This window comes from Luteibacter sp. W1I16 (genome assembly GCF_050434905.1).
GTDB lineage: Bacteria > Pseudomonadota > Gammaproteobacteria > Xanthomonadales > Rhodanobacteraceae > Luteibacter.
Window position 1 is genome coordinate 4,160,639 of sequence record NZ_JBNDJJ010000001.1, and the last position, 16,502, is coordinate 4,177,140.

Sequence of the window (16,502 nt, forward strand, 5' to 3'; positions counted from 1 at the left end):
ATTGCCGACACCGGGAGGCATTGTCGATAGGGCAAGAGCATCGCCGACAGGGTCGGCTCCCACCAGAGCAGTTCTCGCTGTACTGGGGGATGGCTGGCTCTGGTGGGAGCCGACCTTGTCGGCGATGGGTGCTCACGGTTGCGCTAGATCAGCCGCGGGCCTTCAGTTGCCGCGCGCTTTCCCGGCGGGCTGCGTCTTGCCGGCCGGCGGAGCCTTCGGTGGATTCCTGCGCAGGTCGTCCAGCAACGGCTTGCACTGCGTCGCGTCCGCCTTGCCGCTCTCCGGTACCACGAGGGCGGCGAGTGCCGCCACCGGTGCGGCGAACACCGCCAGTGCCACGGCGCCGCCACCGCGAAGGATCAACGGGCCGGCATGCACGCCCGGGGCGGGATCCTTGAACGTGCCGTGCACGTACAGCGGCGAGCGCAGCGAGAACAGCCGGAAGCCCTTCGTGTGCGGCACGATGTCGAGGTTGATCTTCTCGTCGCGGAAATTGATATCGCCGGTGACGTTGATCAGCGCTTTCTCGGTATCGAAGGCGAACAGCCGCGACTCCATCACGCCATTGGTGGCGACGAGATCCGCGGCCATGCAATTGATCTTCACCACCTCGTCGCCGAACAATCTGTTGACCGCGTAGCTACCGACATTCAAGCCCGCCAGTTCCAGCAGCGAGCTGCTGATCGCGCCGTCGTTGATGAGCAGCTTCACCTCGCCGTTCGAGCTGCCTAGCAAGGCTGCCGGGGAGTTGCCGGTGGCGGTCAGGGAGGCGTCGCCGTTCATCTCGCCGAAGCTGGTCTGCATCGGCGCGAAGGACGGGAAAAGCTCCTTCAGCTTGAGGTGGCGCGCGCCCAGGTTGAAGCCGCCGCGCATCGGCGTCTTCGATCCGTCCAGGCGGATGTTGCTGCCCACGGTGCCGCCCGCGACGCCGAACTTCAGCGGGTCGAGGACCAGCACGGAATCCTTCAGCACCAGATGGGTCGAGAGGTTGTCGATCGGCAGACGCTCGCCGTGGACGATCTTCACCCCGGTGAACTGCACATCGGCGTCCATCGCGTTCCAGCGGTCGGTCTTGAACGGCTCCACGGGCAAGACCTTGTCGGCCGGCTGCTTCACCGCGTCACCGCGTTGTGCCTTCTCCTCGTTCGAGCCGCCGCCGATCAGCGGCGCCAGGTCGCTGAAGAGCAGCTGGTTGGACTTCAGCGTGCCGGTGAGGCTCGGACGCTGGCCGCCGGTGTTGAACACGAGGCTGCCACCGAGATCGCTGCCGCCGACGCGCCCGGTGAAGTTCTCGTACGTGTAGACGCTCGCGCCTTTCTTCAGGTTCGCCTTGAGGTGGCCTTCGGTGGCGAACGGCGGCGTGTCCGGCAAGGTGATGCCGGTGAGGTCGTAGAGGTGGGACATGCTCGTGCCGGAGAACCACAGGCGTACGTCGAGCGCACCCATGTTCAACGGGTCGGTGAGCGTGCCGACGAAGGCGATGCGGGTATCCCCGAAGCGCGCATCCGCCTGCACGGGAAAGGGCCGGTTGGCATCGCGAAGCGCCAATACGCCGCCGGTGCGCGCCTTGGCCGACACCGTCGACTTCTTGTACGTGCCCTTGGCGTCCCAGGCGAAGTAGTAGACCTGCTTCTTCTTCGTCTCGTCCTGGCGGTCCTTTTCGTCGGCGTCGCTCCTGGACATCGCCTTGGCGCTGGCACCGGTGATCTTGTTGGCTTGCGCGCGCGAATCCTTCTCCTGCTGCGCCATGATCTCGTCGAAGGGAATGCCCTTGCCGAGCGGCGTCACGTCGATACCCATGACGATCTGGTTCATCGCGTCGGAAAAATCGATGTGGCCCTTGTCGAAGGCGATGGCATTCAGTTCGAGCTGCCATTCCGAGGGACCGGTGCTTTCCGGTAGCTTGAAAGTCCACGTGTTGTCGCCGTTCTTCACGCGCTGAAGGGCGATCTGCGGTTGGCCGAGGCGGATCTCCGGCACGACGATGCGATGGGCGATGAGGGAGAAGGGCGAAAGACGGAAGTCCACCGTGGCCAGCGTGGCGAATTGCTTCGACTTCGCCCAATCCGGATTGGCGACGGTGATGTCGCGCGCGGTGAAGTGCGGCCAGGGCATGAGTCCGGCCAGACCACCTTCACCGGGCTCGCGCGACCAATGCGCGGAAAGGTCGCCATTGATCGCGAACGGGCGGCCGATCGCCTCGGAGACCTTCTCGTTGATCGTGGGCTTCAACCGGTTCCAGTCGAAGAAGGCGATGAACAGCACGACCGCCACGATGAGCAGGATCAGGATCCCGAGTACCCACGCCAGTATTTTCCTGCCTCGCCGCATCGTGCCGCCTCCGCTCCTGCAACGGGTCCAGAGTTAACCTGAAGCCCGACAAGGTTATGTGTTCTTGGGAGGTGAAGATTAAGCGAGGTGGAGCTGGCGTGAGTATCCGGTGCGATCAATCGGCCTGCCAGTAGCCCGTGGCCTTGACCCGGTCCTTGTCGATGCGCCGCTCCTCGACCAGCAGCGAGCGTAACGCGCGGGCGCGTTTCGACTCCGTCGCCACCCACCAGAAGGTGTCGCCCGCGGGGACGGGCAGCGCGGCCAACGCCTCGTCGAGACCTGGCGATTCACCCGCGACGAACCAGCGGACATCGCGCTTCAACGCCTGCCGCTCCTCGTCCGAAACGATCTCGACGAGCACCGTCACCGGCGTGGTCTCCGGCATTTCCTCGAGCCAACGGCCGATCGCGGGCAGGGCGGTGGCATCGCCGACGAGCACGTAGTGATCGAAGTCGTCTGGCACGACCATCGAGCCGCGTGGACCGCCGACGCAGAGGCTGTCGCCGATCTTGACGTTTTCCGCCCAGGTGGAGGCGGGGCCTTCGCCGTGCAGGACGAAGTCGATGTCGAGCTCGTTGCGCGTGGCGTCGTAGCGGCGCGGCGTGTAGTCGCGGGCGGGCGAGGCCTCGACGCCTTCGGGGTAGACGGGGCCGTCGGGGCCGAGCGTGGGCGGGTTGATCGAGCCGTCGGACATCGGGAAGAACAGCTTGACGTGGTCGTCGGGCGAGGCGGAAACGAAGCCTTCCAGATCCGCGCCGGCGAGTGTCACGCGAACCATGTGCGGCGTGAGGCGCCGTACATGGTTCACTTCGAGCCGGCGCATCTTCAGCGCGTGGCGTACGCGCGTGATCGCATGGCGTTCGCTCATTCCTGGCGCTCCGCGACCGCCTTCGCGGCGGCTTCGATCACCTTGGCGACGCGCTTCATCTCGGCGTCGTCCCAGGCCTTGTGGTGGTTCATCAACTGATGCTTGAGCACATGCATGGCCTCGCGCACGGGATTGGGCACGGTCATCCGGCGCATGTGCCGGGACATCACCTGCAGGCGCTCGGTGAGGGCGTCCAGGCTGTCGCGGTTCTCGGCGAGGAAGGCGCGGCCGGCGTCGGTGATGGCGTAGAGCTTCTTGCCGCCGGTCTCGGCTTCGACGCGGGCGTAGCCCAGTTCCTCGAGCATGGTGAGGGTCGGGTAGATCGCACCCGGGCTGGGGCTGTACTGGCCGTCGAACATTTCCTCGATGGTACGGATCAGTTCATAGCCGTGGCGGGGCTGTTCCTCGATCAGGGCGAGCAGGAGCAAGCGCAGGTCGCCGGTGCCGAACATGCGACCGCCAAAGCGCCCGCCGCCGCGTCCGCCGCGCATGCCGTCACGGTCGTCGAAACCGAAGGGACCGCCGCCGAAACGGCCGCCACCGCCCCGTCCGATGGCGGCCATGTGCTCGTGGAAACGGTGCCGGGCGTGATGGAAAAGGTGCATGGGGTTCTCCGATATATCGTACGTAGTGGTCGTACGATATATCTTAAGAAACACTCTTGCAAGGGCGTATCGCCGACAGGGTCGGCTCCCACCAGGGGTGCGGCGAGGCCGATTCTTGAGGTAAGTAGATCGCCGACAGGGTCGGCTCCCACAAGGCAACCGCACCCTGGTGGGAGCCGACCCTGTCGGCGATGCTCTTACCCGAAGGTGAAAGTAAACGCGTGGAAATTGCCCTTCGGAATCCGAATCGTCAGCACGTGATCCTTGTAATCCTCCGCGCTGTACAACGTGTACAGCTGGGACGCCTGCACCGTAACCGGTGCCTGCGGCTTGCCGTCGACCAGCACCTCGACCGTTACCGGATCGTTCGCGCTGGCCACCATGTGCACCTTCTTCGCCTTGAAATGCAGGCGGATCTCGCCGCTGGGCCCGACCAGGCTGGCGTTGTCTCGGCCGATCTCCCAGCGCCCCACCAGGGCGAACTGGTTGAGCTCCAGCCGCGACGGCGCCGTGAAGTCGCGCGTGCCTTTATCCGAGCCTTCCGGGCTCGCGTTGTTCTTGCCGCGGTCGCTGCCGAAGTACATCTCCGGCGAGCCCAGCCGGGTGAAGTCCGGGGCATCCTTGTCGCTGCCGACGGCCGTGTCGTCCGCCAGGCGCGGCAAGCCGAGCAGGGTGCGGATGGCGTTTTCCATCTCGAGGTAGTTGCCCTCGCCGAAGTGGTGGGCGACGACGTTGCCGCGCTGGTCTACAAGGTATTCCGCCGGCCAGTACTGGTTGTCCCACGCGTCCCAGGTCTCCAGGTCGTTGTCCTGGGCCACCGGGTAGCGGATGCCGTAGCGCTTGATGGCGTCGCGCACGTTGCCTTCCTGTTTCTCGAACGGGAACTCCGGCGAATGCACGCCGACGATCACCAGGCCCTTGTCCTTGTACTGGTCGTACCAGCGGGTGACGTGGGGCAGGGTGCGCAGGCAGTTGATGCAGGAGTAGGCCCAGAAATCGATCAGCACGACCTTGCCGCGGAGCTGGCGCATGGTCAGCGGCTTGGAGTTCTGCCAGGTGGCGATGCCGGCGAATTCAGGGGCGGTCTGGGCGGCCGCCACCGGCCGCGCGATGCCCAGCGCGGTGGCGGCGAGGGCGCAGACGAGTAGGGCGACGCGGAACGGGTGGCGCATGGAAACTCCGTGGTTCTCGGGGGTGCCTTGAACAGACCGGCCGTGGCTCCGGCACCTTACACCGGCCCGGTGCGCTAAAATCGCTCTTTTGCCAGCCTCGCGAGCCAGCCGCAGCGCCATGACCTCGATCAAGCAGGACGACCTCATCACCAGCGTCGCCGACGCTCTCCAGTACATCTCGTACTACCACCCGGTGGACTACATCCGGAACCTCTCCGCCGCCTACGAGCGCGAAGAATCCCCGGCGGCGAAGGACGCCATCGCGCAGATCCTGATTAACTCGCGCATGTGCGCCGAGGGGCACCGGCCGATCTGCCAGGACACCGGCATCGTCACCGTCTTCCTCAAGGTGGGCATGAACGTGCGCTGGGACGATGCCACCATGGGCGTCGAGGACATGGTCAACGAGGGCGTGCGCCGCGCTTACAACCATCCGGACAACAAGCTGCGCGCCTCGGTGCTGGCCGACCCGGCAGGCAAGCGGATGAATACGCGCGACAACACGCCGGCCGTGGTGAATGTCTCCATCGTCCCGGGCGACAAGGTCGACGTGATCGTCGCCGCGAAGGGCGGCGGGTCGGAAGCGAAATCCAAGTTCGCCATGCTCAACCCGTCCGACTCGATCGTCGACTGGGTGCTCAAGACCGTACCGACGATGGGTGCCGGCTGGTGCCCGCCGGGCATGCTCGGCATCGGCATCGGTGGCACCGCCGAGAAGGCGATGCTGCTGGCGAAGGAAGCGCTGATGGAGCCGATCGATATCGTCGACCTGATCGCACGCGGGCCGTCCAATCGCGCCGAGGAGTTGCGCCTGGAGCTGTACGAGAAGGTCAACGCGCTGGGCATCGGTGCGCAGGGCCTGGGCGGTCTCACCACCGTGCTCGACATCAAGGTGAAGGATTATCCGACGCACGCGGCGAACCTGCCGGTAGCGATGATTCCCAACTGCGCCGCCACGCGTCATGCGCATTTCGTGCTCGACGGCTCCGGTCCGGTCGCGCTCGATCCGCCGTCGCTGGAAGACTGGCCGACGCTCACCTACGACGCCTCCAAGGGCCGCCGGGTGAACCTCGACACGATCACCCGCGAGGAAGTGCAGAGCTGGAAGCCGGGTGAGACGATCCTGCTCAACGGCAAGTTGCTCACGGGCCGCGATGCCGCGCACAAGCGCATGATCGACATGTTGAACCGTGGCGAGACGTTGCCGGTCGATTTCACCAATCGCTTCATCTATTACGTCGGCCCGGTCGATCCCGTGCGCGATGAAGTCGTCGGCCCTGCCGGCCCGACCACGGCCACGCGCATGGACAAGTTCACGCGGCAGATGCTGGAGTCCACGGGGTTGCTGGGCATGGTCGGCAAGTCCGAGCGTGGTCCGGCGGCGATCGAGGCGATCCGCGACAACAAGGCGGTGTACCTGATGGCCGTGGGTGGTTCCGCGTACCTCGTGTCGAAGGCGATCAAGGCGTCGCGTGTGCTGGCGTTCGAGGACCTGGGCATGGAGGCGATCTACGAGTTCGAGGTGAAGGACATGCCGGTGACCGTGGCGGTGGATAGTGCCGGTACGTCGGTGCATGAGACGGGGCCGAAGGAGTGGCGGTCGAAGATCGGGAAGATTCCGGTGGTGGTTGTTTGATGGGGTTGGGGGCTGGGGCGGTGGGCCGCGCTTTGCGCGGATCGCCGCTTAAGCGGCTTCCCACCGTCGCCACTGAAGTGGCTTCCCATCCTCACCGCTGAAGTGGCTTTCTACCCCCACCGCTTAAGCGGCTTTCCACCCTCGCCGCTGAAGTGGCTTTCCACCCTCTCAAGCGGTTTTCCCACCTTTGCCACTGAGTGGCTCCCACATCGCCGACAGGGTCGGCTCCCACCAGGCAGGGCATATTCAGTCCTACGGCAGCATGGCTTGGTGGGAAGCCCCTTAAGCGGCGATGTTTGGTGGGAAGCCGTTTGAGCGGTGATGTTTGGTGGGAAGCCGCTTAAGCGGCGATCGCTACGAAGCGAATCGCCAGGTATGCCTAGCGATCTGCTCGTCTTCCTCGGTCGCCATCACGCGCACCTCGAACCCGCCCATCCAGCGCACCCCCGCCACGATCGCCTCGCGCGTCACGGCGTCGTTCTCACCGATCCCTCCGGTGAACACCAGCAGGTCGATCCCGCCCAGTGACGCCGCCATCGCCGCGACATGCTTGCGCGCCACGTGCACGAACACGTCCTGCGCCAGCCGCGACGCCGCATTGTCCATGGCATGCAACTCGCGCATGTCGCTCGTACCACCGGACAACCCCTTCAATCCGGATTCCCTGTCGACGAGCAACTCCAGCCGCTTAGCGTCGTAACCACGCTCGCGCATGAGGTAAAGCAACACGCCGGGATCCAGGTCCCCAGGGCGCGTCCCCATCACGATGCCTCCCGTCGGCGTCAGCCCCATCGTCGTATCGACCGACCGTCCGTCGCGTACGGCGCACAGGCTCGCGCCGTTGCCCAGATGCGCGATGACGACGCGCGACGGAATCGTCTCACCCAGTTGCCGCACGATCGATTCGTACGACAAGCCATGGAAACCATAGCGCTCGATGCCGCCTTCACGCAGGTCCGCGGGCAAGGGCAGGGCCTTCGCCACCGCCGGCATGGACGCATGAAACGCCGTATCGAAACACGCTACCTGCGGCGCATCCGGAAAGGCACGGACGGCGCGCTTCACCATCTCCACGGCGGCCGGCACATGCAGCGGCGCGAACGCCTTCGCTTCTTCCAGGTGCGCCATCAACGCGTCGTCGATTCGCGCGTGATCGCGGATGTTCGGGCCGCCGTGGACGATGCGATGGCCCACCGCATCGGGCATCGGCAGGCCGCGCTGTTTCAACGTGCCGACGATCGCCGCCACGGGATCGGCGTCGCCGCCGGGAGCATCCGTCTGTTCGGCCAGCAGAGCCTCGCACGCATCCCCGGACACACGGTACAAGCCGTACTTCAGCGACGACGATCCCGTATTGAGGGCCAGCACATGGCCCACGCGGCTCATGCGGTTTCCTCGGCCTTCCACTGCCAGTCGCGCACGTCAGGCAGGTCCTGGCCGTGCTCGCTGACGTAGAGCTTGTGCCGCTCGATATCCGCCCAGTAGCGCTGCGCCGCCTTCTCGCGCTGGCTTTCCAGGCGCGGGATGCGGTTGATCGCATCGAGGGCGAGCTGGAAGCGATCCATGTTGTTCAGCACCATCATGTCGAGCGCCGTGGTGGTCGTGCCTTCTTCCTTGTAGCCGCGCACGTGGATGTTGTCGTGGTTGTGCCGGCGATAGGTCAGCCGGTGCACGATGCCCGGGTAGCCATGGAAGGCGAAGATCACCGGTTTGTCGCGCGTGAATAGATCGTCGAACTGGTCGTCGTCCATGCCGTGCGGATGCTCGTCGGGCGTCTCCAGCGACATCAGGTCGACGACGTTGACCACGCGGATGCGAATATCCGGAACGTACTCGCGAAGCAGCATCACCGCGGCCAACACTTCCACCGTCGGCGCGTCGCCCGCGCAGGCCATCACCACGTCGGGGTCGTCGCCGCCTCGGCCGGCCCATTCCCAGATGCCCGCACCCGCGGTGCAATGGCGAACCGCGCTTTCCATGTCGAGCCACTGCCAGTCGGGTTGCTTGCCCGCGATGATCACGTTGACGTAATGACGGCTGCGCAGGCAATGGTCGGTGACCGAGAGCAGGCAGTTGGCATCCGGCGGCAGGTAGATCCGCACGATCTCGGACTTCTTGTTGGCGACGTGGTCGATGAAGCCCGGGTCCTGGTGTGAGAAGCCGTTGTGGTCCTGGTGCCACACGTGCGAACTCAGCAGGTAGTTGAGCGAGGCGATCGGTGGCCGCCATGCCATCGTGCGGGTGACCTTCAACCACTTCGCGTGCTGGTTGAACATCGAATCGATGATGTGGATGAAGGCCTCGTAACAGGAGAAGAAACCATGCCGCCCCGTCAGCAGGTAGCCCTCCAGCCAGCCCTGGCACTGGTGTTCGCTCAGTACCTCCATGACGCGGCCGGATGGCGAGAGATCCTCGTCGACAGCCTCGGTCCCGGCCAGCCACGTCTTGCCGCTGGCTTCGTAGACGGCTTCGAGCCGGTTCGAGGCCGATTCGTCGGGGCCGAACAGGCGGAAGGTCTGCATGTTCTGGCGCATCACCTCGCGCAGGAACCGGCCGAGCACGCGCGTGGCTTCGGCCTTGTGATCGCCCGGTGTCTTCACCTGCTCGGCGAACTCACGGAAGTGCGGCATGTGCAGGGGCTTCAGCAGCAAGCCTCCGTTGGCATGCGGGTTCATGCCCATGCGGCGGCGCCCGGTCGGCGCCAGCGAGGCGAACTCTTCGCGGAAGCGACCGCGCTCGTCGAACAATTCCTCTGGACGATAGCTCTTCATCCAGTCCTCGAGGATGCGGACGTGGTCTTCGGTCTCGAACTTCGAGATCGGCACCTGGTGCGAACGCCACGTGCCCTCCACCGGCTTGCCGTCGACTTCCTTGGGACCGGTCCAGCCCTTCGGGCTGCGCAACACGATCATCGGCCAGCGCGGCCGCTTCGCCGTGTCCGCACCACCGGCGCGCGCCTCGTCCTGGATGCGCCGGATCTCGTCGAGACAACGATCCAGCGCGGTGGCGAAGGCCTGGTGCATGGGCTCGAACTCGTGCCCTTCGACGAAGTGCGGTTCGTAGCCATAGCCGCGCATGAGGTCGCGCAATTCTTCCGGCTCGATGCGCGCGAGCACCGTCGGGTTGGCGATCTTGAAGCCGTTGAGGTGGAGGATGGGCAGCACCGCGCCATCGCGTGCCGGATTGAGGAACTTGTTGGAGTGCCAGCTCGTGGCCAGCGCACCGGTTTCCGCCTCGCCGTCGCCGACGATGCACGCCACGACCAGGTCGGGGTTGTCGAAGGCCGCGCCGAACGCGTGCGAGAGCGAGTAGCCCAGCTCGCCGCCTTCGTGGATGGATCCCGGCGTTTCCGGGGCGACGTGGCTGGGGATGCCGTAAGGCCAGGAGAACTGCCGGAACAGTTCGCGCATGCCCGCCGCGCTGCGGTCGATGTGCGGATACACCTCGGTGTAGGAACCTTCGAGATAGGTATGCGCGACGAGGCCGGGGCCGCCGTGGCCCGGACCGATCACGTAGATCATGTCGAGATCGCGCTCGACGATCGCGCGGTTCAGATGGGTATAGATGAAATTGAGGCCGGTGGTCGTGCCCCAGTGCCCGAGCAGGCGATGCTTGATGTGTTCCTTGCCCAGTGGCTTCTCGAGCAGGGGATTGTCGCGAAGGTATATCTGGCCGACGGACAGGTAGTTGGCGGCACGCCAGTACGCGTGCATGCGGCGCAGAAGGTCGGGCGAGAGCGTCTCGGTCATGGGGGGCTTCCAGGCGACGGGGTCTCCCTTCAGCTTAGGTGGAGGCGGATTGTGCCGGCGTGAAAGAATGGAGCGTCGCTTGTGGGATCCCGGACATGAAAGCATCGAGCGCGGCGATGTCGTACGCGTTCTCCCAATGCTCCACGACGCGCCCGTCGCGGAATCGCCACAGGCCACAGAAGGGCATGGTGAACGCGCGGTCGTCGCTTCGGACGCGGATCTTCCCGAGGACGGCCCCGAAATAGTCGTTGGCGACGGTGCGTTCCACGTCCATGTCCAACGTGCCGCCGCTCTGGGCGCGCAACGCACGCATTTTCTCGGTGACGGCCGCCTTGCCGCGGATGAGGGCAGGGCCGCTGCCCGCAACGCGTTGCGCGGTATGCAGGACGATATCGTCATCCGCATACCGGTCGATGCGGCACAGGTCGGCATAGATCGCGGCAAGCACGGCGATATTTGGGTGTGGAGCGGACATGGACACGTGGTTATGCTCCTGCAACTTGCGCGTCGCGCACGGGGCGCCAACTGGGCAGGCCCGCGCGATCGGCCGCTTCGGCGATGGCACGTACCTCGGCCGGATTGAGCCGGACTCGCGAAGCGCCCGCGTTCTCCGTCAGGTGCGGGACCGACGTGGTGCCGGGAATCAACAGGATCGCCTCCGACCGGTGCAGCAACCATGCGAGCGCCAGTTGCGAGGGCGTGATCCCCCATTGCGCGGCGATCGGTGCCAGCGCGCTGCCCGGGCCGACCAGGCCACCGTGGCCGAGCGGAAACCATGGGATGAAGGCGATGTGGTTTTCCGTGGCATATGTCAGCACGTCGTCGTCGGCACGGTCGGCAAGGTTGTAGAGGTTCTCGATCGCGACGATTCTCGCTGTCTCCTGCGCATCCTTGAGCTGGGCGATACTCACGCCAGGCTGGTTCGACAGCCCGATGTGGCGGATCTTTCCCTGATCCTGGAGTCGTACCAGTTCACCGAGTGTGTCTGCGAGCGGAACCTTCGGATCGATGCTGTGCAACTGGTAGAGCGCGATGCAATCCACGCGCAGCCGGCGCAGGCTCAGTTCCACTTGCTGGCGCAGGTATCGGGGATCGCCCAGGGGCTCGATGTAAGGTGCACCGGGCGCGTCGTGGATCCAGTCCAGCTCGCCCGACCTCAACATGCCGCCCTTGGTGCAGATCACCAGGTCGTCGGGGTAGGGATGAAGCGCCTTGCGGATGATTTCCTCGTTGTCCCCGGGACCATAGGAATCGGCCGTGTCGATGAAGTTGATGCCAAGCTCATGCACGGCGTGACGCAATACCTGGATGGCGTTTCGCTTGTCGGGAGGTGGACCCCACATGCCGTATCCGGTGAGGTGCATCGCCCCGTAGCCGAGACGGTTGACCCATAGGTCGCCACCGAGGCGAAATCGGTCGGAGGTGTACTGGTTCGGGGTCATGTGATGGCTTCCTTGCTGGTGGAAAGGTCAGGTTCCCGCGTCGGATGGGCTGGATGCCGGCTCCATGTGCCGACGGTGATCTCGGCCGTTATGCCGGGGCCGAAGCCGGCGATGAGGCCGCGCGCGCCATGAAATGAACCGCCTTCCTCGAAGAGCCGGCGCAATGCGTCAAGCACGACAGCCGACGCGATGTTGCCGTATTCGCCCAGCGTGGCGCGGCTGTGGCGGAACATCGCCGGCGCCACGCCGAGATGGTGCGAAAGATCGTCGAGTATCCGCGGTCCGCCGGCATGAATGATGTAGAAGTCCAGGGTGCTCGCGTTCCAGCCGAAATCGGCGGCGACCGAGCGCAGTTCCGGCGCGAGCTGCTCCATGGTTCCCGGTACGCGCCGGTCCAGCCGGAAGTGGAACCCCGTGGACTTGACCGCATAGGAGATCCAGTCCTCCGTGTCGCGCACCAGGCGCGACCCGTTGCCGGCCAGTCCGAAACCCTCGGCGCGGTCGCCACGCACCACCGCGGCGGCCACGGCGTCACCGAACAAGCCATTGGAAAGCAGATTGCCGACATCGAGGTCGGTGGGTTGGTAGCAGAGCGAGCAGAATTCGCAGGCGACGATAAGCACATGCGAACCCGGGTAGGCCAGGCAGAAGTCGTGTGCGCGGTTGATGGCTGCGCCCCCGGCGGCACAACCCATCTGGGCGATGGGCAATTGCCGGGTGTCGCTGCGAAACCCCAGCTCATTGATCATCCATGGGATGAGCGATGGCATCGTGAAACCCGTGCACGACACGAAGACGATGGCGTCGATGCGATCCGGCCTCAACTTCGCATGGGTCAGGGCGCGTTCGACGACGTCGGGAATGCGCGCCTTGGCTTCGCGGACATAGATCGCATTGCGTGCCTCGAACCCGGGATGCCGGAGCGTCTGTTCGACCGGCTGCACGAGGTGGCGTTCCGCGACCTGGGTATTGCGGATCAGTCGCAGTACGAGGGGAAGCTGACCGTGGCTTGCGTGAAGGCTGCGGGCCAGGCGAAGCGTGTCATCCAGAGTGACGACGTGCTCGGGAACGGCGATCGCGGGACGGCAAAGAGTCGGCATCGTCGTACTTCCTTGTATGGCGATTCCACTTCCATGTGGGAGACGCGGGGCGAACGAGCGCTCGTTGTCCACGCCAGACATATACGCCGACGCCTCGCGACATGCAAAGCCGCTTATTCGGCCGAGCCCACCTCACGGGTGTTCTTTTCCAGCACTTTTATGGCGTCTTCCGGCGGTCGATGCGCGTCGAGCGTGTCATGGAGCGATTCATTCAGACGTGCACGTTCAGCCAGTTCGCGCGACAGCGGTGGTTCGACAGGGGTGGTATCGACCGGTGTCGTCGTGGCGGAAGCCGCGACGGCGGGCGGTGCCGGAGGGGCAGGGGGTGGCGTCGCCATCGTGTTGTCGCCGGATGGCATGGGCACGACGCCTTCGTGGCGCGGCGCCATGGCGCGCCACACGAAGATGCCGATCAATAGCGCGATGCCGACGATGAGCAGGATCGGAAGCAAGCGGGAATGCGCACCCTCGGCGCGTCGACGTTTTACCGCGGCGTTGCGAGCGGCGACCGCGGGCAAGGCGATGCCGGGCGCCGGGGCGTTCAGGTGGCCGGGGAGTCTGAGCATGACGCGCAACACGTCGCCGTCGACGAGCTGCAGTCGTGGCTGGCGCCGGGGCACGGCACGCGCTTCGGCGCTGAAACGTCCCCGCGTGACCAGCACGCAGCGCGTGGCGGCTTCGTTGAGCATCGTGCTCAGCAGTTCGTTTACTTCCGCCAACTGCACTTCCGCGGCGTCCCAGTGCCTGCACTGCACGATCACCGTCTCGTTGCCGCGATGCAGGCGCAGGTCGAGACTGCTGCCCAGGTGCTTCAGCGACGTCGGCGGCGCGTGGTATTCCACCCGCCAGCCCTGGTCGCGGTAGTGCTCGGCGAGCAGGTGTTCGAAATCGTGCCAACTGAGCCGTGCCAATGCGTCCGTGCCGGCGGCCGCGGGGTGTCGCGCCGAAAACATCGTTCTTCGTGTCCCTGCCAAGGGCTGTCAAGCAGCCATGATAACCCGTCGCGAGGGCATGACGTGATTAAACCGCGGAACCCTTCACATTTGTGACGATTGTCGAATCCTGTGGCCGCGGTTACATTGGCAGGTTGTTTTCGGGGGTTCTGGGGAATTGAAGGTGATCAACAAGGTACTGGCCGCCGCAGCGGTCGTGGTGCTGTCCGGTTGTGGCGGCAAGGCGATGATCGAAAGCGATATGAACAGCGTGGTGTCCGCCAGTCCGGCTTCGCCGTGGCTGACCGTCGACAACCGGGGCGACGCTGTCGTGACGGTGACGGGGCTGGACACGTCCGCCAAGGTGCAGGTCTCGCCGGACATCGCTTCGGTGGTGCAGGCGCGGCTGCGCAGCGCGCTGCAACCGAAATACATCACCGACCTGATCATCAATTGCCGTGGCCTTGAAGCGGCCACGGCCACGGTCGTGACGAAGGAAGGCGAGGCGCCATTCGCGAACATGGAACTGGTGGTGAACTGCCGCATCGTGGCACGCGGCCCCGTTGCATCGAAGGCCTATCGCATCCAGCAGTCGCTGCCGGTCGATCCCGCGGCGCCGCATCTCGATGTCCTGGTGCCGAAGCTGCTCGACGGCGCTTCCGCGCAGTTGGCGCAGAGGCTGTGGGCGGATGTGCCGGCGACAGCCGTGCGGCACTGAGCCGGTCGGCCCGTGCGCTATCGAGAGATCGATAGCGACGCGTTGCCACTGGCGCTCGTGATGCCCGTGGGCGTCGCACACTGGTTGCTCAGCGTGGCGGCGAGGTTGGCCAGCGTGAACTGCGCCAACGCGTTCTGGCCCCTGTAACGCCCACTGGTGATCTCGCCGTCAGCGGAAACGATCATGTTGCCGTTGGAGGGCGCGGCCTTGGCGACGAAGACGAAGGTGCTGGTCTTGGGCCGGCGGTCGTCCGACCACACGATGGTCCACGTCGTCGGTTCCGTCGAAAAGATGCCATCGCACGAGAACGAGGTCGAGAATGTCGCATGGGACGTCGCGCTGGTGGTGACGTCGCTCGAAGGTACGCCTTGCCGTTGACAGGTCCAGGTCGTATCCACCGTAACGGTGTGGAGAGCGACCGACTGGGTCACGCCCGGCGACCATGTCGCGTTGTGCATGCCCGCGATACAGGCGACGGACTCGTGATTGTCATTCGCCTTCGATGGAGCAGGTGTGAAGAAAGTCACGCCGGACAGCGCGGCGACAACGGCGAGGGTGAGACAGGATCCACGAGCCGGACGGCTTGCGAGTGGCGTTGACATGGTTGTCCTCCTTGGACGATTGACGATGTATCCCTGTGATCGGACCGTCGGTCCTTCCCCCTGTTTCGTGGCACCGGGTGGTCGCGCCTGAACCCTTGACGGTACGCACGCTAGACGGGACCGCGTTGCCTGTTCGTTAGAATTAGCGAAATGGAAACGGGTGGTTCGGCGGCTGTCGTCCACACGACGTATGGCGGGAGAGGCACCTGCATGGCGTCTGCCGAAATCGCGTGGCGAAGTCAGGAGTTCACCTTGCGCGCCCTCCCGCAAATCAACTCGTGGCCGAGATCAGGCATCGGCCGTGATCGAGGCGTGCAGGTCGTCGCGTGCGGCCACCAGCAACTCCTGGCTGAAACCCTGCACCGGTGTGGCCAGCAGCACGGCGTCCGCCTCCGCGACGCCGTGATCGGCGAGCACGTCGAGCATCGCCACGCGGCTGGCGGCGAGCAATGCGCGCCCCAGCGGCGTGCGTGCGCCGGCGTCGGTGGGATCGGCGCGTTCGGCCAGGGCCTGCACCACGCGCAGCGGGAAATTCCAGTGCCGCGCGGCATGCAGTGAAAGCCGTTCCACCTGCTGCGAGAGCGCCGCCACGAAAGGACGGCTGAAGGCGATCGACGCGGCATCGGGCAGGCGTTCCACCTCACGCAGGATCGCTTGCGCACCGGTCTGGCTGACCAGCCCTGCGAGGAACGCCTCGAACGGATCGCACGCCCCGCGGCCAAGGAAGATGCACGCGCGGGCGCAACGCTCGGCGTGCTCCCACAGGCGCTCGCCCGCATGCTGGCTTGCCACGCTTTCGTCGCTGCGAAGGATCGGCCGCATCACCATCTGCATCACCACGCGGCGCAGGCCGTCCTGGCCGAGCAGGGTGATGGCCTGCGGCAGGCTGGTGACCGGTCGCGCCGTGCGGAAGTACGCGCTGTTGGCCACGCGGATGATCTCGCCGACCAGCACCGTGTCGCGCGCGATCTGCTCGGCGAGCGTGCGGCTGTCGGCGTCGTCGTTGCGCAACGAGCGCATCAGCTGCGGCACGACGGCCGGGAGGCGGGGCAAGGTGCCGACGTCGAAACGTTCGCCGCCGAAGGTCTCTCGCACGCGCCGTAGCACCGTTTGTTCGGCCGGCGACAAGCCGGGATCGCGCGACGGGCCGATGGCGAAGACGAGCCGGTAGAAACGGTCCTCGACCTCGTCCGCGGCGAGCGCGCCGGGCGGTGCCTCGCCATCGATCGTGGGCGGCGGCAAGGGCGGCAACGGAGGGGAGCGATCCTGCGCGATGGCGGCGGGCGCCCTGGCGCCGCCGAACCACTTCCTGAAGAACCGGCCGATCACGGGAAGCTCCGATGCTGG

Annotated in this window: 14 protein-coding genes; 2 read left to right on the forward strand and 12 right to left on the reverse strand. The window is 65.5% G+C overall.

The window, feature by feature from the left end; translation table 11 throughout:
- Positions 1-162: 162 nt before the first annotated feature.
- The 4 genes from QFZ41_RS18300 to QFZ41_RS18315 form a co-directional block, all read right to left on the reverse strand.
- Entirely contained in the window at positions 163-2,331 is a 2,169-nt protein-coding gene (locus QFZ41_RS18300) for an AsmA family protein (protein ID WP_429200039.1), read from the reverse strand.
- A 115-nt stretch (positions 2,332-2,446) separates the two neighbouring features.
- On the reverse strand, positions 2,447-3,199 hold the full coding sequence (locus tag QFZ41_RS18305; protein WP_429200040.1) for a siderophore-interacting protein: 753 nt from the start codon (positions 3,197-3,199) through the stop codon (positions 2,447-2,449).
- Positions 3,196-3,804: a PadR family transcriptional regulator gene (locus QFZ41_RS18310; protein ID WP_429200041.1), complete on the reverse strand. Its 609-nt coding sequence runs from the start codon at positions 3,802-3,804 to the stop codon at positions 3,196-3,198. Before QFZ41_RS18310 ends, QFZ41_RS18305 begins: the two co-directional genes overlap by 4 nt.
- Before the next feature lie 197 nt (positions 3,805-4,001).
- A complete protein-coding gene (locus QFZ41_RS18315; protein ID WP_429200042.1) occupies positions 4,002-4,976 on the reverse strand; it encodes a thioredoxin family protein in 975 nt (324 codons plus the stop codon).
- Between the two features lie 118 nt (positions 4,977-5,094).
- Here QFZ41_RS18315 and QFZ41_RS18320 point away from each other — a divergent pair, with 118 nt between their 5' ends.
- Positions 5,095-6,612 carry a fumarate hydratase gene (locus QFZ41_RS18320; RefSeq protein ID WP_429200043.1) on the forward strand — a complete coding sequence of 506 codons (1,518 nt, stop codon included), beginning with the start codon at positions 5,095-5,097 and terminating at the stop codon, positions 6,610-6,612.
- A gap of 354 nt (positions 6,613-6,966) precedes the next feature.
- On the opposite strand, the gene QFZ41_RS18325 is transcribed toward QFZ41_RS18320, so the two are convergent.
- The 6 genes from QFZ41_RS18325 to QFZ41_RS18350 all read right to left on the reverse strand — a co-directional run bounded on the left by QFZ41_RS18325 (position 6,967) and on the right by QFZ41_RS18350 (position 13,856).
- Positions 6,967-7,998 (reverse strand): acetate/propionate family kinase, encoded by a 1,032-nt coding sequence (locus tag QFZ41_RS18325; protein WP_429200044.1) that lies wholly within the window; start codon positions 7,996-7,998, stop codon positions 6,967-6,969.
- Complete coding sequence (locus tag QFZ41_RS18330) at positions 7,995-10,361, reverse strand: phosphoketolase family protein (protein WP_429200045.1); 2,367 nt, start codon at positions 10,359-10,361, stop codon at positions 7,995-7,997. The genes QFZ41_RS18325 and QFZ41_RS18330 overlap by 4 nt, the downstream gene beginning before the upstream one ends.
- Positions 10,362-10,395: 34 nt before the next feature.
- Positions 10,396-10,836, reverse strand: coding sequence for a nuclear transport factor 2 family protein (locus QFZ41_RS18335; protein WP_429200293.1), 441 nt, complete (start codon positions 10,834-10,836; stop codon positions 10,396-10,398).
- A gap of 10 nt (positions 10,837-10,846) precedes the next feature.
- Entirely contained in the window at positions 10,847-11,803 is a 957-nt protein-coding gene (locus QFZ41_RS18340) for an aldo/keto reductase (RefSeq protein ID WP_429200046.1), read from the reverse strand.
- Positions 11,800-12,903, reverse strand: coding sequence for a type III polyketide synthase (locus tag QFZ41_RS18345; RefSeq protein WP_429200047.1), 1,104 nt, complete (start codon positions 12,901-12,903; stop codon positions 11,800-11,802). Before QFZ41_RS18345 ends, QFZ41_RS18340 begins: the two co-directional genes overlap by 4 nt.
- A 113-nt stretch (positions 12,904-13,016) precedes the next feature.
- Positions 13,017-13,856: a restriction endonuclease gene (locus QFZ41_RS18350; RefSeq protein ID WP_429200048.1), complete on the reverse strand. Its 840-nt coding sequence runs from the start codon at positions 13,854-13,856 to the stop codon at positions 13,017-13,019.
- Between the two features lie 163 nt (positions 13,857-14,019).
- On the opposite strand from QFZ41_RS18350, the gene QFZ41_RS18355 reads away from it, so the two are divergent.
- Entirely contained in the window at positions 14,020-14,553 is a 534-nt protein-coding gene (locus QFZ41_RS18355) for a hypothetical protein (RefSeq protein ID WP_429200049.1), read from the forward strand.
- Between the two features lie 17 nt (positions 14,554-14,570).
- Here QFZ41_RS18355 and QFZ41_RS18360 read toward each other — a convergent pair whose 3' ends face one another.
- Together QFZ41_RS18360 and QFZ41_RS18365 are read right to left on the reverse strand one after the other, a co-directional pair.
- Positions 14,571-15,155 carry a hypothetical protein gene (locus QFZ41_RS18360; RefSeq protein WP_429200050.1) on the reverse strand — a complete coding sequence of 195 codons (585 nt, stop codon included), beginning with the start codon at positions 15,153-15,155 and terminating at the stop codon, positions 14,571-14,573.
- A gap of 288 nt (positions 15,156-15,443) precedes the next feature.
- Positions 15,444-16,484: an HDOD domain-containing protein gene (locus QFZ41_RS18365; RefSeq protein WP_429200051.1), complete on the reverse strand. Its 1,041-nt coding sequence runs from the start codon at positions 16,482-16,484 to the stop codon at positions 15,444-15,446.
- Between the last annotated feature and the right edge of the window lie 18 nt (positions 16,485-16,502).

Bases quoted from the DNA above. Each gene is read 5' to 3' on its own strand.
- QFZ41_RS18300 (WP_429200039.1), bottom strand. From the start codon at position 2,331: ATGCGGCGAGGCAGGAAAATACTGGCGTGGGTACTCGGGATCCTGATC.
- QFZ41_RS18305 (WP_429200040.1), bottom strand. From the start codon at position 3,199: ATGAGCGAACGCCATGCGATCACGCGCGTACGCCACGCGCTGAAGATG.
- QFZ41_RS18310 (WP_429200041.1), bottom strand. From the start codon at position 3,804: ATGCACCTTTTCCATCACGCCCGGCACCGTTTCCACGAGCACATGGCC.
- QFZ41_RS18315 (WP_429200042.1), bottom strand. From the start codon at position 4,976: ATGCGCCACCCGTTCCGCGTCGCCCTACTCGTCTGCGCCCTCGCCGCC.
- QFZ41_RS18320 (WP_429200043.1), top strand. From the start codon at position 5,095: ATGACCTCGATCAAGCAGGACGACCTCATCACCAGCGTCGCCGACGCT.
- QFZ41_RS18325 (WP_429200044.1), bottom strand. From the start codon at position 7,998: ATGAGCCGCGTGGGCCATGTGCTGGCCCTCAATACGGGATCGTCGTCG.
- QFZ41_RS18330 (WP_429200045.1), bottom strand. From the start codon at position 10,361: ATGACCGAGACGCTCTCGCCCGACCTTCTGCGCCGCATGCACGCGTAC.
- QFZ41_RS18335 (WP_429200293.1), bottom strand. From the start codon at position 10,836: ATGTCCGCTCCACACCCAAATATCGCCGTGCTTGCCGCGATCTATGCC.
- QFZ41_RS18340 (WP_429200046.1), bottom strand. From the start codon at position 11,803: ATGACCCCGAACCAGTACACCTCCGACCGATTTCGCCTCGGTGGCGAC.
- QFZ41_RS18345 (WP_429200047.1), bottom strand. From the start codon at position 12,903: ATGCCGACTCTTTGCCGTCCCGCGATCGCCGTTCCCGAGCACGTCGTC.
- QFZ41_RS18350 (WP_429200048.1), bottom strand. From the start codon at position 13,856: ATGTTTTCGGCGCGACACCCCGCGGCCGCCGGCACGGACGCATTGGCA.
- QFZ41_RS18360 (WP_429200050.1), bottom strand. From the start codon at position 15,155: ATGTCAACGCCACTCGCAAGCCGTCCGGCTCGTGGATCCTGTCTCACC.